Here is a 19,906-nt window from a genome sequence, read left to right as displayed (position 1 = left end):
TGCACCTCACGCTCCCCATCTCGTACTGATCGTTAAGCCCTGCCCAATGTACTCCTGGTGGAAGCGATGAGCCGCCACGGGGGTTCCACCAGGAGCAGCGTGTCGCCCCTACATCGGCGTGATCGATTTGCCCAAGCTTCGTGGCATGACGAGTGACGGGACACCCCCCGTACGACTTCGGCTCGTGAGCCGGGTGCACGCCCGGCGCTCGGCGCACGTCGGAGGGACACCCCGGGGCCGCTCCACTGTCAGTCGAACACGTGTTCGCCAGCGTGGGCAGGGACTGAGGTGCTCAACTCTCGGCTCTTCTACGGCCTGTAGCACGATCGACGGTCCCCAGTAGCACTCTGACCAGCGCGTACAGGCGAACTGACCGAAATCGTCAGTGCCTGAGGCTAGTGTGGTCGCGCACTGTAACGGTGATGGCACCCGTCAGCGATGAGTCATTCATCGGTGCGACTCTCCACCGGCTGTTCGAGAAGGTAGGGATCTGCCAGCTTGATGAACAACCACGTATCCCCTGACCGGTGCCCGGTTCTCGCGCGCCCCATGGCGGTGGTCACGTGACCGCAGGCTGGTCGCCCGGCATCTCCTTCGGTGCTGTTCTTGAGCGTGCTCCGATGTCCTATGTCCGCGAACAGCTCGGCAAGGACCTGTGTGCCCTGCTAGACCTCGTCGAGGGAGGCACCGCATCGGACGAACGGCTGCGCGCGGTCGCCCTGGTGGCCATCGACGCGGAAAAGCTCGTAGCCAACGAGTCCGAACGCAAGGAGCTGCTCGCTCTGCTGCCGGCCGACAAGCAGCTCGAGTTGGCGAAGCGGCTCGCCGCGGACACGTCCGGCCCGAATGTTCTGGACGCAGTCAATCATCTGACATGGACGATCGAACAGCGACGCGAGCTGCTGGAGTTTCTGGGCTTCACGATCGACCGGGCGCCTACGCGGACACCGCTGTTCCGGCAGGACACTGAGCCGCTCTACGGCCTGTTCCCGCATCAGCGCCGCGCCGCCGCACGGGTCAAGGAGCTGATCTACGACGGGCCGCGCCGCGCCGTGCTACACCTGCCGACCGGGGTCGGCAAAACGCGTACCGGCATGAACCTGATCTGTGATCACCTCCGCGACCGCGAGCCCACCCTCGTTGTGTGGCTCGCTCATGGACAGGAACTGTTGGAGCAGGCCGCGGCGGAGTTCGAACGCGCCTGGTCGCAGCTTGGCAACCGCCCGGTGTCCGTGGTGCGCATGTGGGGCAACGCGCCGACGACGCTCGACGATGTCGCGGACGGGGTTGTGATCCTTGGGCTGGAGAAGGCCGTGTCGGCGGCGAAGAGCAGTCCCGAGTTCCTGCACACTCTCGCTTCGCGCAGCAGTCTCACGGTGTTCGACGAAGCGCATCAGATCATTGCGCCCACGTTCCAGCGTGTCGTAGATGCCCTTATCATCCGCCCGGACGCCAGTCTGCTGGGGTTGACCGCTACGCCGGGACGGACTTGGGCCGACATCGCGCAGGACGAGCGGTTGTCAGACTTTTTCTGGCGGCAGAAGGTGATGCTGGAGATCGAGGGCTACAGCAACCCCGTCACCGCGCTTATCGATCAGGGATACCTGGCCAAGCCCACGATGACAACGGTGGCCGCAGGCGCGGGTCTGCACCTATCAGCGAGCGACCGCGCACTGCTGGCGCGCTCATTTGACATTCCGGCGAGCATCGTGGACGCGCTAGCCCATGATGAGCAGTGGAACCTCAAGGTTGTCCAGACGATCATGGATCTGCTGGAACGGGAGCACCGCCGCATCCTAGTGTTCGCCGCCTCAGTGGATCACTGTCGTTTGACCGCCGCGGTGCTGTCCGCTGTCGGTCTGGACGCCGAATTCGTCACCGGAGAGTCCTCCCCGCGGCACCGCAACCAGGTCATCGCCCGCTTCAAGGGCGGCGGGCGCCGTCCGATGATCCTATGCAACTTCGGTGTGCTCACGACCGGGTTCGACGCCCCGGCCGCCAGTGCCGCCGTCATCGCCCGGCCGACGAAGTCACTGGTGCTCTACAGCCAGATGGTCGGGAGGGTGATCCGCGGGCCCAAGGCCGGCGGAACGTCCACGTGCGAGATCGTCACCGTCGTGGACCCCGAACTGCCGGGGTTCGGCGACGTGGCGGAGGCATTCACCAACTGGGAAGACGTATGGGAGCCCGCGTGACCGGCAATGACAACAACTACCGGATCGTCAGCCCCGCGCTGACGGTCAAAGCGATGCGCGACAGCGGCTACAAGAACACCGCGTACGCGCTCGCCGAGCTGATCGACAACAGCATCGACGCCGAGGCAACGCTGGTGGAAGTCTTCGCCTGGGAGAACCCCGTGCTGGTGTCGTCCCGCACGAGCCACCGGGTTGAGAAGATCGGAGTGCTCGACAATGGCAAGGGGATGGACGCCGAGACGCTGCGCCGTGCCCTGAAGTACGGCGATGGCCGCGGCGACGACCGGCAGCGGATCGGCCGATTCGGTATGGGTTTGCCGAACTCCAGTATGTCGCAGTGCACGAAGGTCGAAGTCTGGTCCTGGACCAATGGGCCGGGCAACGCCCTGTATACCTATCTTGATCTGGCCGAGATCGACAAGGGGCGCGATGACGTCCCCGTCCCCGAGCACATTGCGGGAGGCGTTCCCGACGAGTGGCGCAACCTCAGCGAGGGTCTCACCGACACTGGCACCCTCGTCGTGTGGTCGAACCTCGATCGGGTGAACTGGTACGGCGCCGCCGCCACGTTGAAGAACACCTCGGATCTGATCGGCCGCGTCTACCGGCACTTCCTCAACGACAGCAAGGTAGATATCCGGATGGCCCCGGTGCGGGACGGCCAGGTCCTCGCCAACGACGAGTACTACGCCAAGCCGAACGATCCCCTGTACCTGATGAAGTCGACCACCACCCCAGCACCGTTCGACGACGCTCCGATGTTCAAACCCTTCAACCTCGGCGACGCGCAGACACCGGGCGTCATGGATTTCCCGATCGTCGTCGACGGCGTTGAGCACAAGGTCACCGTGCGAGCCTCCATCGCGCGGCCGGAGGCGCGACGTTCCAATGTCCAGGATCATCCGTGGCCCGCTGACGCAAATCCGAACAAGGACGCGGGTAACCATCCGTGGGGCAAACACGCCAAGCGCAACGTTGGGATCTCCCTGGTGCGGCAGGGCCGCGAACTCGACCTCGACTCGGCCTGGGCGATCGGCTACGACCCAGTTGAACGGTGGTGGGGCATCGAGGTCGACTTCCCGCCCGCCCTTGACGAGGTCTTCGGCGTCACGAACAACAAGCAGACCGCCACCATCTTCTCGTCCCTCGCGCACTTCGACTGGCAAGCTGAAGCGGAGGCCGATGAGACATTCAAGGCGTTCAAGGACCGGCTAGCCGACCTCGGCGATCCGCGGCTGCGACTGTTCGAACTCGCCCTGCACCTGGAAACCAAGCTGCTGCCGGCGATTCGGCGCGAACTCAAGCAGCAGACGATCGGTACCCGCAAGACCAAGAAGCGACACGAAGACGACGTCACGTCGAAGGCCACGGACGCGGTTAACCGCCGGCGGGACGAAGGACACACCGGCAAGACAGACCTGCTCGACGAGGCTGCCACCGAGCAGGACAAGCGCCAGGAGCAGATGGCCGCGCTCACCCAGCGGCACCACCTTGATCAGGACACCGCCCAGTCCCTGGTCGACGAGGCCCTGGAGAAGAAGTGGCGGGCACGGTGGATCTCCAGCTTCCAGGACACCTACGCCTTCTTCAGCATCGACCTCATGGCGGGCATGCTGCAGGTGATCTTCAACAACAGCCATCCCTTGCACGACCAGTTGCTTGCGGTCCTTGAGGAAATCCCCGAGGACGCGACTGAGAACGAGCTGCGGCACCGCCTGCGCCGCGCGACCGAAACCTTCAAGCTGCTGCTGTTCTCCTGGGCCCGCATGGAGGATGAGGTCCCCAACGACAAACAGCGGGAGAGGATCGCCGACGCCCGCCGGGACTGGGGCCGTTACGCCCGCACCTTCATCGACGGCGAGGGTGCCGAGTGACCGAACCAGACCACGTCTGGCGTCAGATCGAGACACTGCTAGGCAGGGCCGAGACGGCAGCGCTGCTTGTAGCACCGTTCATCAAGAAGGCCGTTTTCGAGGCCGTGCTGGCCGCGATCCCTCCGTCGGTGCAACGAGTCGACTGCGTGACTCGTTGGACTCCCGCCGAGGTGGCCGCCGGGGTCTCCGATCCGGAGATCCTGGACTTGGCGAGCGAGGACGGACGTGTGCATGTCGCGCTCTGCCCTTCGCTACATGCCAAGGTCTACCGCGCCGACGACCGCTGCCTGATCGGCTCGGCCAATCTGACCGGCAAGGCGACAGGGCGTGCGTCGGACGCGAACATCGAGTTGCTAATCGAAGCACCTGCCTCCCACCCTGAGGTGCAACGGGTTGTGCGTGAGCTCGAGGCGGCCTCGATTCCGGCCACCGCTCACATGGCCGCTCTTGTTCGCCAGCAAGCCGAGTTGCTCACTGCGGACGGTGCGACCGAGCCGCGTCCGGTCATGGCCTGGTATCCGGTGACTCGGCGGCCGGAAGCTTTGTTCATGTTCTACAGTGGACGATCGCGCTTCGCGGAAGCTGTTGAGGCAGGTCTAGTCCAGGACCTCGCGCTAATGAACATTCCCGCTGGCCTATCCGAGGCTCAGTTCAACACCGCAGTGCACGATCGGTTGCACGCGATCCCCGAGCTACGAAAACTTCGGAACGGACAGCCCCTCAGTAACACCGAGCTGCGGCAAGCCATCGAAGAACGAGCCGACGTCACGGGAAGCCAAGCACACCGGATCACAGAGATCATCGCCGCGTGGCTCAAGCACTTCGGCTCCTACTACACCGAGGTCGGATCGTGGGAACTTCGCCACGGCCGCGAACTGGGCTGAGCGTCATGCGCATTCTGTTCGCCATACCGTAAAAAGTTGGCGACACGTCCTCGACCATGCTGCTCCACATCCACGGGCAGCATGGTCGACGGACCATACGTGTGGCTGCTGGTCGGTCAGGATGGTCGCTCCAGGGCACCGCCTTGACCTGCGCACAGGTAGCGGGGCCGTGCAGGCGTTGCTCCGCCTTCGACGACGGGCCGCTGTGGCACTTCCCAGCAAATGCTGGTATCAACCCAAACCGTGACAACGTTCAAGCCGTCCGCCTGCCGCGCCGACGTCGAGACAACGCGCCATGAACGGTGCGGAGTCACGGGTAGGACGGTGTAGCGGCGCATGACCATCGTTGATCGCGGCCGGACAGCGATGATGCGCACCGGTCTCAGCAAGCCGATGGCGGCCGCACTCTCCGACGGGCTCTTGCACGCGGGCCTATCAGTCTTCGACTACGGCTGCGGCCGCGGCGGTGATGTGCTGCGGCTCTCGGCACTGGGCTACGACGTCACAGGATGGGATCCGGATCATGCGGCATCCTCGCCACGCCGCGAGGCCGACATTGTCAATCTCGGCTACGTGGTGAACGTTATCGAGGACCCATTCGAACGAGTCGACGTGCTGCGATCGGCCTGGTCCCTAGCCCGCCAGCTTCTCGTCGTCGCCGCCCGGCCTGACTGGGAGGCCCGCCATGTGAAAGGGCGCCGCCACGGCGACGGAGTGCTCACGACCAAGGGCACGTTTCAAAAGTTCTTCAAGCAGGACGAGCTTCGATCATGGATCGACACGAACCTCGGCGCACGGTCCATCGCGGCTGCTCCGGGTATCTTCTACGTCTTCCGCGACGACAGTCGAGGCCATCAGTTTCTGGCATCCAGGGTTCGCCATGGACGGTCTACCGGCCAGACAGTCAAGCTCAGTGAAACCCTGCGCGACGCAGACCGCTCGCTTCTTGATTCCATTATTCGGTTTACGATGGAGCGCGGGCGGCTTCCCGACCCGTGGGAAGTTAGCAATGACGCTGAAATCTATGAAGCGTTTGGCAGCACGAAACGTGCCCTCGCGATCGTGCGTGGACTGATCGACGAGGCTGACTGGAAGAACGCCCGTGAAACGGCACAGGACGATCTCGGTGTGTATCTGGCGCTCGCAGCATTTAGTGGTCGAGTCAGGTACAGCGACCTCTCCGATGACATGCAGCTTGATGTCAGAGCGCTGTACGGAACATACAAAGCTGCCTGCGATGCCGCTGACAAACTCCTCTTCTCAGTAGCTGATCAGAGTGTCCTGAACTCGGCATGTATGTCCGCATCCTTCGGCAAAGTCACACCGGAAGCCCTTTACGTCCACGTCTCGGCACTAAGCAGGCTCAGTCCGGTGTTGCGAGTGTACGAAGGATGCGGACGAACTCTCACAGGTGCGGTAGACAGCGCAACGCTGGTGAAGCTGAACCGCCTGGGACCAAAGGTATCATATTTGGCGTACCCGACTTTCGATGAAGATCCGCACCCGGCCTTGCTGGCTTCGATTCGCGCAGATCTCCGCCGACTGCACGTGAAATATACTGACTTTTCAGAATCATCAAACCCTCCGATCTTACATCGAAAGGAAACCTTTGTGCCAGTCGACTACCCGGGCCGTAGCAAATTTGCACGGCTGACGCTCCAGGAGGAGCGGGCGGGTCTGCTGGCTGACACCGCGACGATCGGAACACGTGCAGGATGGCAGGCACGGCTTGATCAGATAGGAGTTCAACTAGGTGGACACAGGCTGATGCGCGAAAAGCAGCAGTAACGTGCGCGACCCACCTTAAACGACAATAGATGTTGATCGAATCAAGGTTCTAACACCTTAACGGGCGGTACCGCATGAAAGAGAACTTGGGCAACTCGAATACTAAACGCTCCGGAGACAAGCTGGTGCGCGACCGAATACCCGAGTTGATTGACACGGATGGACGAACGGCGAACTTCCGTATAGCAAGTGCTGCGGAGTATCGCAAGCTTCTTCGGGCAAAACTTCGTGAGGAAGTGCAAGAGTTCCTCGCATCGAGCGACCCTGAAGAGTTGGCTGACATCCTAGAGGTGGTATATGCGCTGGGCGCCGAGGCTGGGTTGAGCGAGGATGACCTAGGCGCTTTACGATCCGCGAAATTGTCAAGCCGAGGTGCCTTCAAGGATCGTGTAGTCCTCTGCCGATAGCTCACATCACGCGGGCGCGAAGGTTGTTCGTATTGCGTACAACGTAGGAGTTCCTGGCTGTGCACCCCAGTTCAAAGACACGCTTGCACGGCGATAGATGTAGTAGGTCAGGTCGCACACCAGCCGGAATCGCATTCGCCGCCATCGGGATCATCGCTTGCACCCGCCACATCCACGATTGGTATAGCTTCGGGAAGTGGACGACCGAAACGGGATAGGTAAGCAGGATCTCGCCCAAGTGCGGCTCTGCGTTCGTTGAGCGTCTGTTCAAGCTGTACCGACTTGGCGAACAGATCTGGCTCATTCTGTCGCTGCCGTTTCCAGGAGTCGAGGGTCTGAAACGGACAGAAGAAGCATGAGCTTCTCGGCGGTACCGGGAGTCCCGCACTCGCGATGACTCGTTCGCAGTCCTCCCTGGCCAGCTTTAGGTCGAGCAAGGGATACTCGATCCGCTCGTACGGATCACATCGTCGTCGATTGGCGCGGTGGATTTCGTCGAGTGATATTCCAATTGCCACGGTGGCTGGACTCTCGACAGATGCGCCATGCTGGCGCAGCCATCGCCCGATGACCTTTATTTTGAAATCAGCAGTGCAGGAACGGCGTCCCGGAGCACCGTTCGTCATACGGATGGGGATTGGTATTGAACGACTGCTTGGGTTATTAAGACGTTGCATCAGCGTCTCCGTTGTCCCATCACGACGTTGGCGCTCAAGCTGGTGTAGCAGTAGGCCGGAATTTTCAGCGAATGGTGCTGCCACAGTCTGGACGTAATTCAGGGTGGCGGGATTCTCGCTATCGCTTCCTACATTGGCGAACAGGAACACCTCATAGTTTATGTGATGTTGAGCTGCTAGAACGAGAAGCGCTGTGGACTGGACACCGCCTCCATACGAAACGACTCTCATCTGCAACCTCCGGCTTCGGTAACCCTTATGGCGCCTCGGTGGAGGCACTCGATTGCGATTGGTTCAGTTCGCATCTTTCTCCGCAGTAGTCAAGGTTGACCATACGATAGAACAGTGTCGACAAGAACTTTAACATTGGGACGTTGGAGGATTCTGGCACCTCAAAGGTGGTTGGCGGCAGATGCTTGACTTTTGTTTATATAGCGCCAAGGGCTGATGACAGTGTCTGCTAGTGCACCTTGGCTATCCGCGCCTGACGGGGATCGCAAGGACGGTGACGGAGTCGGCTTGAGAGCGGGATCGAGTACCCGGGCACACCGCACGCGTGGTCGGCTGCGACGTGAGCCTGACGCACAGGCGAGGTGGGCCAGCGTGCGCGCGACACCGGGTCTGTACCCATGTAGCAGGTAAGTCTCCAGCGTCTCGTCGGCGCAGCCGATGACCTTGTGCATCCTGCCTTGGGCGCGGCAGGTCTCGGCCAGGTCGTGCAGCGACGCGGCGGTGGCGTCCGGGTCGTCGTCGCGCTGCCGGTGGATAGCGAGTTCCCGCATGCCGTGGATGGCGGCGAGGCGGAGGTGCCCGTGTGCACGCATGGTTCGGGCGGCGCGGCGGAACGTCGTCGCCAGCAGTTGGGACGTGGGCAGCACGGTCAGCAGGTGGGTTCCGACGTCGCTCGTCCGGCGGATCCAGTCCTGCTCGACATCGGGTGGGACGGCGGGCCAGACCTCGGCCAGTAGGGCGACTGCGGTCTCCGGTTCGTCCAGCACGGCGTGCAGGGTTGTGAGGATGCGGTCAGGGGTGAAGGTGGAGCCGTCGTGGTGTTGTGCCAGTTCACGACGCAACTGTGAGGCGGCATGCCTGGGGACACTCACTCGGGGGTCCTGTCCGCGTTGGGGACCACCTCGAACAGGTCCTCGAAGGCCATCGGTTTCAGCGCGATCAGCGCGCCGGCGATGAACGTGGCCCCGGGCTGGAGTTCACCCGACAGGACTCGGCTGAGGGTGGAGCGGTTGACTCCCATCGCCGCTGCGGTGCGGTAGTCGGAGCCGAACCCGGCCAGCAGTGCGGCTTTGCCGAAGGTGTCGGTCCGAAGCTTCACGGTGTAGGTCGTGTTCATCGTTGCTCCGACGGCTGTGCGGTGGTCAGCGCGTGTCACGGTCGTAGCGGTTGGCCCAGCCGGCCAGGACGTCGTGGGACTTGCCGGGGCTCAGCGCGAGTGCGGCGAGACGCCGCATCTTGGCCTGGTAGTGGGTGACGGCTTGTGGCTCGTCCTGGAACACGACCGCGGTGTCGGTCTCGATGTAGGCCAGCGGCGTGATCGGGTGGTCGAAGGTCAGCAGCGTGGCCGGGTTGCGGAGGGCGGCGTGGGACCGCGTCGACATGGGGATCACTCGGGGGCTGCAGTGGGCCCATCCGCACATCAGGGTCAGGTGCAGCAACTGGTCCCGCATGACCTGCGGGTCGCCGACGATCGTGCGCAGCGCGGCCTCGTGCACGAGGACGACCATCTCTGGACCGACACTTCGCCGGCGTAGGGCGTCCTGCCTGGCGGTCCGGGCCGTGGCCAGCGCGCGGTCACCGGTCAGGGCGTGGGCGCAGTCCTCGGTCTGTGCGAGGTTGGGAACCGTGAGGGGCTCGTAAGTGATGATGGTCTGTGCGAGTTGCTCGTGCAGGGTCAGGGCGGTCAGGGTGTCGGGGACGTCGTTGTAGGGGCGGAGGAAGTTGCCGTTGTCGGGCTCGTCGGCGATGGCCAGGATGCGGTCACGCGCGGGTTTGTCGGCGCCGAGACGTCCGATGAGAGTGGCGATCTCCCACGCGCGGGTACCACGGCTGCCGGTCTCCAGTTTGCTGAGCTTGCCCAGTGACCAGCCCATCGCCTCGGCGGTGCCCGCGGACGACCTGCGGGCGCGATGACGGATCCGGCGCAGTTCCTCGCCGAGCTCGCGGCTGCGCGCGTTGCTCAGCCGGGGAGCGGCCTTCTTCTCGTCGGCCTCCGTCGACTGTCCTTGTGACTCGGGCTTGGTGCGCGTGCGCATGTGTCCTCCCGGGAGCTTTCACGGCTTCAGCTCCGCTGAAGTCGCCGCCAGGTCAAAGAAAGTGTTGGGCGGGCCGTGGACGACGAGCTGCGATCCCGGCTCACGGCGTCCTTCTGATCCGTTAGGCGGGACCAGCGGCTCCGGTGAACCCGGCGAGTTCGTCGAAGAGCGTGTACGCCGCCAGCAGGTGCTGTTCTTCCTCGGTGAACTGGGCCGCGTGCAGGTAGACATAGAGAACGACGGCCGGGCCGTCGGGCAGGGTGAAGCGGGTAAGCGGGTGGTGATCGACGCCCGGGTACAGGCGCCCTCCGTGCCGGATCACGCGCACGGTCACGTCGCGACGGTCGACGGCGAACTCCTCCAGCACGTAGGCGGTGCACCGGTCGACATCGAGCGGTCCGAGAGCGGGGTGGATGCCCAGAGGCGCGAAGATATCGATCCGCTCTGCGTTGCGACACAGAGCGTTGATCATGCTCATGGTGAGGGTGCCCCACGGACACCAGACCGTCGACTCGGACGCGGGGACGTCCGGACCGATACCGCTTTCGAGTCGCCGGATCGTGTCGGGTTCGAGGTCGGTGAGTGCGGCCAATTCGCCCACGGTCAGGCTTGCCGCTTCGCGAACGCGGCGCAGTTCGGTACCGAGCAGGCGGGCACGCAGCGTGGCCCTGCCGTCCAAGGGGTCAACGTGGCTCGTATGCGGGGGTTGGTTACCGGTTCCGGTCATCAGGATTCTCCAGCTGCGAGTTGGGCGAGGGGGTGGTTGGCGGAGTTGGGTGGGGCGGCAGGGGTCGGGGTTCCTGCCGCCCCGGTGACCGGCTTGTGTTCGGCGCTCTGCGCTCTGCGCACTTCGCTCACGCGGGGCGACGTGATGGGGTGTGCGTGAGCTGCGTGCGAACCGAGCCGGGTGGATCAGCGCGCGAGCCGCTTCACCGTCCTCGGAGTCGGTGGTCGATCGAGTCGTCTCGGGTGAGTCGGAACTTGACCAGCGCATGGCATAGAGCCGGGATCCTGCGCCACCAGCGTCTGGTTCGACACTGTCGGTAGTAGCCGTTCGCATCGGGTGTGTGCTGTGCGACCGGGGCGCGCAGGCCCGCGATCAGGCCGGGCAGCTGTGTCCGTGCGGCCAGGGCGGCGGCGTGGTCGTCGCCCTCGAGCACGACGTCGCATGTCGCTTCGAGGTCGGACCAGAGTTGGTCACGGATCGCGGCGAATACCACGTGGTTGTTCTGCGCCACCATCACGGCCCACTCCCACGAGCGCCTTGTCGTGCTGCGGTGGTCGTTGCGTTGTCCACTGCCTCGCGGGGCCAGGGGAATAGGGGGATGCCTTCGTGTTGGCGCCACGCCTGGTCGCAGTCACGACATGTGGGCCAGCAGCCGTCGGGGGAGCGTGGTGGTGGGTCGTGTGGCACGGTGACGGCAACCCCGCACAGTGTCTGGCCGTCGTCGTTGGCTGCCATCGAGTCTGGGATGGCGTGACGACGTCCCTGGTGCGGCAACCACCGAAACGGTCGGGTCCCCATCAGAACCGACCTGGGGCGCGATTCGAGCAAGAGCTCGCCGTCGCTCCTGATCGGCTGCGGCCCAGACGGTAGGTGACAGCGAGTGGATCATTGGCAGCCCAGGTGATCGTCACCGTAAGCCTCCTCGTTACGCTTGCCCTTTTCTGGTTATTCGGTGAAGCGACGGTCTTCGGGAAGATGAAGCTCGTTGCGAAGGTGAAACGCTGCGCTATGTGGATAGTCAATCGCGTCCGCGCAACACCCGCCATAGAACCCGGCTGCAATCCAGCTGCAATCCAGGCCGAATCGGGGAGTGAGCGCTCTGAACCTTCCAAAGAGTCGCTACTCGGGAGGCTGTGCATAAAGAGGTGCTCGGCCCGGTTGGTCCCGGTCAGGAGTCAGATGATGTTCCACCGCAGGGTGACGTCTTCGTCAATGCTGTGAACACGTCGGACAACCTCGGCGGCTTGAGGACTGCCGGTTTGGGACTTCCGAGCATTGGTGGTAATCATCCGCAGCTCCCGCAGGGCGCGTAGCTTCGGGTAACCTGGCCACTCTCGGATATCACGTCCGTATGCTGCGGCGAAGGTCTCGTAGTCGGCGTGGCCGAACCTGCGGCAGTGGACCTCGACGGTGACCAGATCCCATTCGACCGGGCCGAGTGTCACGCCGTCCAGGTCGCACAGAACGGCTGACGTCGGAAAACCGCGCACGGCTGCCCGTTCGTCGCTGGTGGCAGGTCGCCACAGGGTGTTGCGGTGCTGTGGATCAGTATGAATCAGGCATGGTGACGTCGTCTGGATCAGATGCGCCCAGAAAGTCCGCAGGCCATCCAACTTCTCCTTGATCACCGCTCTGTGCTCATCGCTGAGGATGCGACTGGCATCCGCCGAGCGGGTGATCGCGGTGATCGGGTCGAGAGCAGGGAGGTTGATCGACGGTTGCAGCGCCTGATGCAGCGCCAGCAGTGGCTTGGCGATGGCCTCGGTCGATACCGGTCGGTCCTGTGGCAGGTGGTGCCAGAAGGTGGCGACGTGATCGTCGATGACAACGGGCTGTTCCGCGCCGCGCAGCAGGGGACTGATGGGTACCCGGTGACGGGTCAGCCAGGCGACGAGGGAGACAAGTCCTCGTGCGTTGCTCAGGTCCTGTCGAGGGTTGGAGCCTGGGCGGCTGATCTTGACGACTACGGCGTTCGGCACATCGCCGACGAGGTAGACGGCGTTGGTGTGGTGGCGCAACACCTGTGCATCCCGTGCATCCAAGCCGATCGCTTCGCATGCCCGCTGGAGAAGCGGGCGAGTGCGGTCGACGGTGAAGTCGTTCTCGGTCGCGAACGGCCGTGAGGTCACCAGCCAAGTCTGCGGCCAAACGGTCGTCGTGCACCGACCGGGGTGACGGTCTTGTCCTCCGTGTTCAACGGTGAGCGGCGGATGCTGTGAGCGTTCGCAGTTCCTGCACGGTTTCCGGTACTTGGCCACGAGGTCGGGGCAGTGCCTCCGTCGCGGCGACCACATCGCGGTCGCGGGTCAGCACCACTCCGGTGCGGTGTGCGGGCGGCAACTCCGTGAGCACGGTCAGGGCAAGTGTGGTCGCGCCGACCATGTCGCCGCAGCGTGCCTCGGTCAGTGCCTGGTCCAAGCGGATGAGGGCGGGATCGACCACCAGGCGTTCGTCGTCGGCATAGGCCCTCAAGGCGGCCTCCTGGGCGGTGTGAGCCTGAGAGGTATCGCCCAGATTCGCCCATGCGCCGGAGGCGTACAAGTACAGACGACCTGGGTTGAAGCGGAAGGCGGCGTACGGGTCGTCTTGTCCGGTCAGTTGGTCGGACAGCTTCTCGGTCAGGCGTCGGGCGTCGTCCAGCGCCTCCCTCACACCGCGGGTTTCGCCGAGCTTGCCCAAGGCGCGCGCCTCGGCCGCTGCGGCGAGCGCTGCGGCGTCGCATACCAAGTCGGAGGTCAAAGCACGTGCGCGTCGTGCCAACGCGACCGCGTTCCGCGCGTTCTCGTAGTAGTACGCCAGCATGGTCTGCTGAGCCAACACCAACGCGACCAACACCGGATCATCGGCGTCCCGCGCGGTCAGCAAAGCGGTGCCGTACCACCGGCGTGCGCTGGCGATGTGCTGCAACTTCATGAACGCATCGGCGATCAGCAGCGTCAACGTGGTCGTGGCCGTGGACAGCTGCCGGTGCACGGCCACCGGATGGCGCCGTGCGACCAATGCCTGCATGTCCGCCAAGGCCGGTATCAACGACTCCAACGCCTGACCTGGACCGGTTCGGGTGTACTCACCGATGTGGTGCGCTACTTGCTGGTCAATTAGTTCCATACGAGCTGGTGAGGCCGACTCGCTCAGGGACGACTCCAGTCGCGTTCGAACCCGTTCGGCGTCATCGTCTACAAGCGGCTCTTGACTGGGTCGATCGCGTGATGAACTTGACTGGCCGTTGCTCAGGGACAACGTATTAGGGGCAGTCGGGGACTGCCCTGGGCCGAGTAGGTTGGCAAGTTCGCTCAAGCTGATGTGAAGTAGTTGCGCAAGAGGGCGTCGGTGGTGTGGCAACGGGGACGTCCTGCCGTTTTCCCAGTTGCCGACCGTGGTGGGGTGCACCCCTAGGGCATCAGCAAGGCTCTCCTGGCTGAACCCAGCTTGATCTCGTGCTTGCGCCAGAGCTTCTCGCGGCACCTTGATCTGCGACCCCATTGTTGCCCTCCGTATGCTGGAATGCACCACGATAGCGGAATAAAGCAATGGCCAGTGGTCCACACTGCGACGGCTGCACCATCCTTCAGGGAGAATGCCGGGAGACTTGCAAGAAGGTTATGGACACGTGCTGTGGTGCGTGGGGGTATGGCAGCGCTGGGCGCGACTGTTGATCAGCTGAGTGCTTCGAGCAGTCTGGACAAGAAGGTGTCGGCGTCGGCGGTGAGGGCGACGTCAACGGGATGGCGGTCCGTGGTGATGGAGCTTTCGATATGGGTGGTGTTGACGATGGGGCGCAGGTCGGCGATGAGCCGGCCGCGGGTGTGGGTGCCGGTGAGCTCGACGGCCACAGCCAGTCGACGGTAGGTGGCCAGTTCGGGATCCAGCGTGATGGCGGCGGCGAGCGGGTCGTGCAGGGTGCATTCGCGACGGCCGAACATAGCGGCGTAGAAGTTGGCGTAGTGGCCGATGATGCTCGTGGCGAAGCGGGCGCGGGGGTTGTCGATCGTGGCAAGTGTGTCCAGCCACGTCTGGTCGACGCGGGCTGCTTCGGTGACCTCCAGGCCGATGAGGGTTAGGGGGAATCCGGCTCCCAGGACGAGGTCGGTCGCTTCGGGGTCGTGCCAGGAGTTGGCGTCGGCCGAAGGGGTGATGTTGCCGGGGGCGGTCAGGGCGCCGCCCATGACGATGACCGAGCGCAACAGCCTGGGCAGTTCGGGTTCCAGCAGCAGTGCCAGGGCGATGTTGGTCAGCGGGCCGAGGGCGAGGAGGGTGAGTTCGCCGGGGTGTTGGCGGGCCAGGCGGACGAGCTGCTCGGCTGCGGACTCCTGGATCGGACGGCCTTCGGTGGGAGGACCGGCATGACCGCCGAGGCCGTCGTGGCCGTGGACGAACTCGGCGGTGTGTAGTGGCTGCGCCAATGGGCGACGTGCGCCGATTGCCACAGGCACGGTGTCCAGGCCCGCGAGTTTGAGCACCCGAAGCGCGTTGTCGGCGGCTTGGGGAGCCGGGACGTTGCCGTGGACGCTGCCCACGGCCACGATCTCGGCTTGCTCTTGAGCGGCGAGGTAGAGGATGGCCAGTGCGTCGTCGATGCCGGGGTCGGTGTCCAGAACGATGCGCACGTGGTCACCCAATCAGGTTCGTCAGGGGCGTCGCTATCACTCGTTCGAGCGGTGTGCCTTTAGGTTCGGTGTCATGCGGGTGTGTGTTTACTGCGGTTCCTCCAGTGCCGGGGCGACCTACCTCTCGGCGGCCAGGCAGGTCGGCGCGACATTGGCCCGGAGGGGGATCGAGGTGGTGTACGGCGGTGCCCGCGTGGGCACGATGGGAGCCGTTGCCGACGGGGCGCTGCAGGCCGGTGGTCGGGTGATCGGGGTGATCCCGGAGCCGCTGGTGGGGTGGGAGATCGCCCACCAAGGGCTGACCGAGCTGCGTGTGGTGGCGGGCTTGCACGAGCGCAAGGCGATGATGACCGGATTGTCGGACGCGGTGCTGGCGTTGCCGGGCGGAGCGGGCACGCTGGACGAGTTGTTCGAGGCGTGGACGTGGGCGCAGCTGAAGGTGCACGCCAAGCCGGTCGGTGTGCTCAACGTGGCCGGGTTCTTCGACCCGTTGCTGACGATGATCGACCACATGGTGGTCGAGGGGTTCCTCAAGCCGCCGTACCGCGAGATGCTGCTGGTCGACGACGACGTGGACCGCTTACTGGACCTCTTCATCGCTTACCGACCGCCCGACTACACCTGGTCGGACGATCCGGTGGACACCGCCGGACCGTCGGGTTCATGACTGCGAGGCGTTGGCATGTCATCGCTCGCGGAGCTCAGGTAATCCCGGACCTCGTTCGCGCGCGGGTCGTCGAGCTCGTCGAGGATGGCCAGCGCCTTGAGCCATGAGGCCTGCGCTTCTTGCCGGTCGCCGAGAGCATTCAGGGTGTGGCCGCGGCTGACCAGGGTCTCGGCCTCGCCCCACCTGTCACCGACCTGTCGACGAGTCTTCAGCGCGAGGTCGAACTGGCCGAGAGCTTCCTGATACCGGCCCAGGTCGTGCAGTGTGGTGCCGAGCTTGGTCAGGGTGAAGCCTTCGCCGTAGCGATCGGCGGTGCTACGCATGATCTCCAGAGCGCTGCCCAGGTGGTGCAAGGCTTCCGCGTCGCGGCCGGAACGTCGCATCGCCTCACCGAGACTGGCCGATGCGATGGCTTCACCGTGGCGATCGCCGACACCGCGGAACAACTCCACCGCCTCGCTGAACAGCTCCACCGCCTCGTCTCGCCGGCCCCGTTCGGCGGCCAGGTAGCCGCTGCCGGTCAGTGTCCATGCCTGCCCCGTCTCGTCCCCGATCTGGCGACGTAGGGTCAACGCCTCGTCCAGCTCGCGACCGGCCAGGTCGTATTCCTGACGCTCGCGGTGGGCGTGAGCGAGGTTGTTGAGCACCCATGCCCGACCGAAAACGTCTCCGCTGGCCTCTGCGGCGGCCAAGGCGATGGTGTGGGAGGTGATCCAGGCCGTCCACGGTTTGCGCAGGAGCAGGTAGTTCCAGAGTCCGACTGGTAGCTGCCACGCCTGCCTGTGCAGGCCGCTGTGATGTGCCAACCGGGTGGCCGCGACGAGGTTCGGCAGCTCCGCTTCGCACCACGTGAGCGCCTGCTCATAGGTGAAGCTGGCCGGTGACGACGGCACCCCGTCGGCAGGAGGAACCAGTTCGGGATCGCGCCGTTGCGGGGCCAGGGCGTGGTTGGCTCGATAGGCGGTGTGCAGGTACCAGTCGACGAGCCTGGTCACGGCCCCGACGCGTTGATCCTCGGATTCTTCGATGCGGACCAGTTCGACGCTGTAGGCCTTGAGCAGGTCATGCTGACGAAAGCGGTCTTGACCGACTTCGTCAACCAGCCGCACGGCCGACAGCTGCCTGAGCAGCGGCATCGCGCTGCGGGACTCGATGCCGCACAACGCTGCGGCGGCGTCCGGACCGAAACGGTTACCGGAGTGTAGGCCGAGCAGGCGAAACAGCCTGGCCGCGTCGTCGCTCAGGGCGCGGTAGGACCAGGAGAACACCGCGCGCACCGCTTCGTCCTCCTGCGAGAGGACGTCCAACCGCTTGTCGATCGCGGACAGCTCCCTCGCCAGTTCGCCCAATGTCACGTGCGGGTGGGCGCTGATCCGCTCTGCGGCCACCCTGACCGCCAACGGCAAGTGCGCACACAATCTGGCTATCTCGTGTGCGGCGGTCGGCTCGCTGTTTACGCGCTCGGTGCCGATCGCTTCGCGCAACAGGTTCACTGCCTCGTCGGAGGTGAACGACGGGACAGTGACGCATCGGGCGCCCTCCCGGACTGCCAGGCTGGACAGTCGTTGACGGCTCGTGACGATCACCAGGCAGCCTGACCCTCCAGGGAGTAGGGGGCGTACCTGCTGTGCGCTGGATGCGTTGTCCAAGAGCAGCAAGGCGCGCATCCGGTCGAGCCTGGTGCGCAGGAGGGTGGCTCGGCGGTCGGCGGTCGCCGGGATGTCTGCGGGCGGCACCCCGAGATCGAGCAGGAAGGTTTCCAGTACTTCGGTCGGGTCTGCTGGGGCGGAATTCGCTGAGTAGCCGCGGAGATCGTAAAACAACACTCCATCGGGGAAGTTTTGGCGTATCCGGTGGCTCCATGTGACAGCGAGTGTGGTTTTGCCGCTACCGGCCGCCCCGTCCAGTGCAATGATGCCCGACGATCGGGTGTTCGTCACCGCGTCAAGTGTCTTGTCGAGTTCGTCGACGAGTGCGGAACGGCCCACCAGTCGTGGCACCGGGGGCAACTGCGAGGGACTGTTCCACGGGCGTGAGTTGGCGCGGTCGCCTCGTGCGGACAGCAGTGCCACCAGGGCGCCGCCAGTGTCGAGTGCCTGGTCGCAGGCGCGGAGGAAGTCTTTGCTCGCAGGCTTGGTTCCGTGCTCGACGTTGCTGATGTGCCCTGGGCTGTAGTGGCATCGGTCCGCCAACTGCTGCAGCGAGAGCCCTGCCGCGGCACGCCTCCGGCGCAGCTCGGTTCCTATGTCGGCCTGCCTATTCTTTATTCCGTCCAAGTGAATACACCGCCCCTCTTTTCACCTCCCAGGCGACCTTGCCACCGTTGGTGCTGGCCGGACCTGATGGCGACCGGCAGGAGTCGAGGATATGGGGATCAGATGCAGACCGATGGTCCAACCGATCCGACGAAACCCCGATCGAGTGAACGGTGCGGTTGTCGGATACGTGAAGTCATCTTCGCTTCACCTCGTGAAGGGTTGTGACATGTGGGTTGAAGTCGCATTGATCGGCACGGCATGCGGCCCGGTGACGCTCGGCGTCGTGGCCCGAGCTTCAGCTGACACGGACGGGCCTCAGGTGATCGGTGGGCGGCTACAGGCTCCGTGTCCAGGGACTGGGCTGTGGTCCTGGCCTTCGTTGAACGCGCTCGGGACGCGCGACGGGTTCATGGTGGGCTCGGTCGTCGGAGTTGGACTCGGTGTGCTTCACCAGCGGTTCGACGGTGTGCCCCATCAGTTCGCCGTCCTGTGGCTGGCAGCGATCGGCGTTCCGCTGATGATGATCGACTGGGCATGCCACCGCCTGCCCTCCCCGCTCGTCCGAGCCCTGTTCGTGGGCGGAGTGGCGATCTTGGGATATGTCGCGGCTTCCCATGATGACCTGAACGCCCTGACGCGAGCGCTCCTCGCCGCCGGGATCACGTCCGCTGCGGCGTTGACAGTGGCGATGATCATTCCTGCTGCTCTCGGGGCGGGCGACGTCAAGCTCCTGGGAGCGGTCGCCCTTTACCTTGGGTGGGTCGGCTGGCTCGACCTGTTGCGCGGCGTTGTGCTCGCGCTGCTTCTGGGCGCCATGGCAGGCACAACACTGCTGATCGCCCGACGAATCTCGCGGACGGACCGCCTCGCCTTCGGTCCGGCCATCGTCGGCGGGGCCCTGCTCGCTCTCGTCGCAACGTGATCATCTGGAAGGTTGCCGATGTGCCTTCTCCCGTCACCACGATCGAGACCTGAGGGCTGATATGAAAATCTTCCACGGCACAGCCACCGCTCTGGCCGTCTTCCTCTTCCTGGCCGCGTGCAGTTCCTCAACCTCCATGTCGCCAGGCCAGTCGGGCATGCCAGCCGACGTGGACGGCCCCCTCCCTGGAACATCAACAGCGGTAACCAATCCGGTCGACGAGGCACGGGAACAAGGAGTGCAAACCTATCGGCAGATGTGGACTGCTTACGCCACAGCCGGTACCACCGCCGACTGGCAGTCGCCGGAACTGACCCGCTACGCCACCGGCAACGCCTTGTCGACCTTGACCCGAGGTCTTTTCGGCTACCGTGAGTTGGGGATCGTGACGCGAGGGCAACCCGTTCTGAATCCGACGGTGTCCTCAGTGGAGCCTCCTGACTTGCCCATCAAGGTGATCGTCTCCGACTGCGGTGACTCGACGACATGGACCAAGCACTACGCCGACAGCGGTGCCCTCGCTGACGGCGAACCTGGGGGCAAGCGGCACATCAACGCGGTGGTGGAGAAGCAGGTCGACGGATCCTGGAAGGTCAGCGACTTCGGCGTACACGAGGTGGGAACATGCTGAGT

Annotated in this window: 18 protein-coding genes; 7 read left to right on the top strand and 11 right to left on the bottom strand. The window is 64.3% G+C overall.

Going from position 1 to position 19,906, the window contains the following annotated elements; genetic code table 11:
- Positions 1 to 563 precede the first annotated feature (563 nt).
- From AB0H12_RS31220 to AB0H12_RS31205, 4 genes are all read left to right on the top strand, one after another.
- A complete protein-coding gene (locus AB0H12_RS31220; protein WP_499627808.1) occupies positions 564 to 2,195 on the top strand; it encodes a DEAD/DEAH box helicase in 1,632 nt (543 codons plus the stop codon).
- Complete coding sequence (locus tag AB0H12_RS31215; protein ID WP_499627807.1) at positions 2,192 to 4,069, top strand: ATP-binding protein; 1,878 nt, start codon at positions 2,192 to 2,194, stop codon at positions 4,067 to 4,069. Before AB0H12_RS31220 ends, AB0H12_RS31215 begins: the two co-directional genes overlap by 4 nt.
- Complete coding sequence (locus tag AB0H12_RS31210) at positions 4,066 to 4,953, top strand: phospholipase D family protein (protein ID WP_499627805.1); 888 nt, start codon at positions 4,066 to 4,068, stop codon at positions 4,951 to 4,953. Before AB0H12_RS31215 ends, AB0H12_RS31210 begins: the two co-directional genes overlap by 4 nt.
- A 336-nt stretch (positions 4,954 to 5,289) precedes the next feature.
- Positions 5,290 to 6,741: a DNA phosphorothioation-associated putative methyltransferase gene (locus tag AB0H12_RS31205; RefSeq protein WP_499627803.1), complete on the top strand. Its 1,452-nt coding sequence runs from the start codon at positions 5,290 to 5,292 to the stop codon at positions 6,739 to 6,741.
- Positions 6,742 to 7,255: 514 nt separating this feature from the next.
- Here the strand turns inward: AB0H12_RS31205 and AB0H12_RS31200 are convergent.
- The 10 genes from AB0H12_RS31200 to AB0H12_RS31155 form a co-directional block, all read right to left on the bottom strand.
- Complete coding sequence (locus tag AB0H12_RS31200) at positions 7,256 to 7,975, bottom strand: phosphoadenosine phosphosulfate reductase (protein WP_499627801.1); 720 nt, start codon at positions 7,973 to 7,975, stop codon at positions 7,256 to 7,258.
- A gap of 242 nt (positions 7,976 to 8,217) precedes the next feature.
- Entirely contained in the window at positions 8,218 to 8,928 is a 711-nt protein-coding gene (locus AB0H12_RS31195; RefSeq protein ID WP_499627799.1) for a hypothetical protein, read from the bottom strand.
- A complete protein-coding gene (locus AB0H12_RS31190; RefSeq protein ID WP_499627797.1) occupies positions 8,925 to 9,173 on the bottom strand; it encodes a transcriptional regulator in 249 nt (82 codons plus the stop codon). The genes AB0H12_RS31195 and AB0H12_RS31190 overlap by 4 nt, the downstream gene beginning before the upstream one ends.
- A gap of 25 nt (positions 9,174 to 9,198) precedes the next feature.
- Entirely contained in the window at positions 9,199 to 10,092 is an 894-nt protein-coding gene (locus AB0H12_RS31185) for a DUF5753 domain-containing protein (protein ID WP_499627795.1), read from the bottom strand.
- Positions 10,093 to 10,213: 121 nt separating this feature from the next.
- The gene (locus AB0H12_RS31180) at positions 10,214 to 10,771 is read right to left on the bottom strand and encodes a helix-turn-helix domain-containing protein (RefSeq protein ID WP_499627794.1); all 558 of its coding nucleotides are present in this window, start codon (positions 10,769 to 10,771) and stop codon (positions 10,214 to 10,216) included.
- A gap of 250 nt (positions 10,772 to 11,021) precedes the next feature.
- On the bottom strand, positions 11,022 to 11,336 hold the full coding sequence (locus AB0H12_RS31175) for a hypothetical protein (RefSeq protein ID WP_499627792.1): 315 nt from the start codon (positions 11,334 to 11,336) through the stop codon (positions 11,022 to 11,024).
- A complete protein-coding gene (locus AB0H12_RS31170) occupies positions 11,333 to 11,617 on the bottom strand; it encodes an HC3 family zinc finger protein (RefSeq protein WP_499627790.1) in 285 nt (94 codons plus the stop codon). Before AB0H12_RS31170 ends, AB0H12_RS31175 begins: the two co-directional genes overlap by 4 nt.
- Before the next feature lie 377 nt (positions 11,618 to 11,994).
- On the bottom strand, positions 11,995 to 12,948 hold the full coding sequence (locus tag AB0H12_RS31165) for a phosphotransferase (RefSeq protein ID WP_499627789.1): 954 nt from the start codon (positions 12,946 to 12,948) through the stop codon (positions 11,995 to 11,997).
- 64 nt (positions 12,949 to 13,012) lie between these two features.
- Positions 13,013 to 14,302, bottom strand: coding sequence for a helix-turn-helix transcriptional regulator (locus tag AB0H12_RS31160; RefSeq protein WP_499627788.1), 1,290 nt, complete (start codon positions 14,300 to 14,302; stop codon positions 13,013 to 13,015).
- A 173-nt stretch (positions 14,303 to 14,475) separates the two neighbouring features.
- Positions 14,476 to 15,426, bottom strand: coding sequence for a nucleoside hydrolase (locus AB0H12_RS31155; protein ID WP_499627786.1), 951 nt, complete (start codon positions 15,424 to 15,426; stop codon positions 14,476 to 14,478).
- A 73-nt stretch (positions 15,427 to 15,499) separates the two neighbouring features.
- Between AB0H12_RS31155 and AB0H12_RS31150 the strand changes: the two genes are divergently transcribed.
- Positions 15,500 to 16,093 (top strand): LOG family protein, encoded by a 594-nt coding sequence (locus tag AB0H12_RS31150; protein ID WP_499627785.1) that lies wholly within the window; start codon positions 15,500 to 15,502, stop codon positions 16,091 to 16,093.
- Here the strand turns inward: AB0H12_RS31150 and AB0H12_RS31145 are convergent.
- Positions 16,042 to 18,369: a tetratricopeptide repeat protein gene (locus AB0H12_RS31145; protein WP_499627783.1), complete on the bottom strand. Its 2,328-nt coding sequence runs from the start codon at positions 18,367 to 18,369 to the stop codon at positions 16,042 to 16,044. The two genes, AB0H12_RS31150 and AB0H12_RS31145, sit on opposite strands and share 52 nt — an antisense overlap.
- Before the next feature lie 361 nt (positions 18,370 to 18,730).
- Here AB0H12_RS31145 and AB0H12_RS31140 point away from each other — a divergent pair, with 361 nt between their 5' ends.
- Positions 18,731 to 19,273 carry a prepilin peptidase gene (locus AB0H12_RS31140; protein WP_499627781.1) on the top strand — a complete coding sequence of 181 codons (543 nt, stop codon included), beginning with the start codon at positions 18,731 to 18,733 and terminating at the stop codon, positions 19,271 to 19,273.
- Positions 19,274 to 19,334: 61 nt separating this feature from the next.
- A complete protein-coding gene (locus tag AB0H12_RS31135) occupies positions 19,335 to 19,904 on the top strand; it encodes a hypothetical protein (protein WP_499627780.1) in 570 nt (189 codons plus the stop codon).
- Positions 19,905 to 19,906: the final 2 nt, after the last annotated feature.

It is taken from the genome of Actinosynnema sp. NPDC023794 (genome assembly GCF_040639675.1).
Classification (GTDB): domain Bacteria; phylum Actinomycetota; class Actinomycetes; order Mycobacteriales; family Pseudonocardiaceae; genus Actinosynnema; species Actinosynnema luteola.
The sequence above is the reverse complement of the archived record's forward strand: the minus strand, read 5'-3'. Positions and strand labels throughout refer to the sequence as shown.